Annotated in this window: 1 protein-coding gene and 1 pseudogene; both read left to right on the top strand. The window is 29.5% G+C overall.

The features are described 5' to 3' along the window. Positions 1-209: pseudogene (locus RMO83_RS14490) on the top strand (sensor histidine kinase); the annotation flags it as partial. 130 nt (positions 210-339) lie between these two features. Beyond that, positions 340-1,017, top strand: a complete 678-nt coding sequence (locus RMO83_RS14485) for a response regulator transcription factor (RefSeq protein WP_310560413.1) — start codon at positions 340-342, stop codon at positions 1,015-1,017. Positions 1,018-1,283 lie beyond the last annotated feature (266 nt).

The raw sequence follows: 1,283 nt of genomic DNA, 5'->3' as shown, positions 1-1,283 counted from the left end.
CCAAAAATATTTCGATTTTAATGAATGAAATTGACAATATTAAAACCTTAAAATACAACGACGATGGCATTGGTTTTGATATAAATAATCCAGAAAACAAAAAAGGTTTAGGAATGAAAAACATAGCCTCGAGAATTAATTTCTTGAACGGTAAACTTGACATTAAATCTGAGATTAACAAAGGAAGTGAGTTTTTGTTTAGTTTTTAGAGTTTAACATATAATTCGAATAAGTTTATTTATGTTTATTATTTTACAAATAAAAAGGTATTTTTACAAAGTTCAATTTATTTGCTTATTTGACTTGTATGCTAAAAAAAATGTTTAGAATTTTTAATTTATGAAAAAACTAATTAAAATATTACTAGCCGACGACGAACTGTTATTCAGAAAAGGAATCGCTTTTTTGTTAGAACGAGAGAAAAACATAGAAATTGTTTTTGAAGCCTCTGATGGTTCAGAGATTTTAGATTATTTGAAAAACAATCAAAATCATCCAGATATTATTCTTATGGATCTAAAAATGCCAAATCTTAATGGCGTCGAAGCTACCAAAATTATCCAAAAAGAATATCCAGAAATCAAAATTATTGCTTTGACAAGTTATGATTCTAAATCATTTATAAATAATATGATACAAGTTGGCGCATCGTCTTATTTAATAAAAAATGCAACGCCAGCCGAAATGATTTTCACAATAAACGAGGTTGCCAATAACGGATTTTATTATAATGATGCAGTATTGCAAGTCATAAATGAATGTGCAACACAAATGCCAAAATATAACAATTTATCACTCGAAGAGAATTTTTTGACAAGTCGTGAAAAAGAAGTTTTAGAACTGATTTGCAAACAATTCAACACGCAAGAAATTGCAGATAAAATATTCATAAGTCCAAGAACCGTCGAAGGTCATCGAACCAATTTATTATTAAAAACTGAATGTAAAAACATAGCTGGTTTGGTGGTTTATGCCATTCAAAACAAAATTATCGATATTGGCGGATTGATTGTTTAATCCAGATTACGTATTAGGAACCGTTGGGAAACAACATTTTTTCAATAAAGTCAAGTGCTCACGGAATTTTTTGAATGAAGACATATGTTATATTTCAAAATTTAAAAAATGAGTAAGTGCTTGAATCCGCCGCGGCTTATGAAGTTGAGTAGATTGTTAATTCGTAATCTGGGTTTAATAAATTATCTGCAAAGTTGAGTAACTGCCAAAGTATAAAAAACAACCAGGGATTGCGAAAACGCCCCATCAGCCAAACCAAAACCGGC

The organism is Flavobacterium sp. (assembly GCF_031423415.1).
Classification (GTDB): domain Bacteria; phylum Bacteroidota; class Bacteroidia; order Flavobacteriales; family Flavobacteriaceae; genus Flavobacterium.
The sequence above is the reverse complement of the archived record's forward strand: the minus strand, read 5'-3'. Positions and strand labels throughout refer to the sequence as shown.

What these genes read in the sequence shown, in the direction of transcription:
- RMO83_RS14485 (WP_310560413.1), top strand. Translation starts at nt 340, where the DNA reads ATGAAAAAACTAATTAAAATATTACTAGCCGACGACGAACTGTTATTC.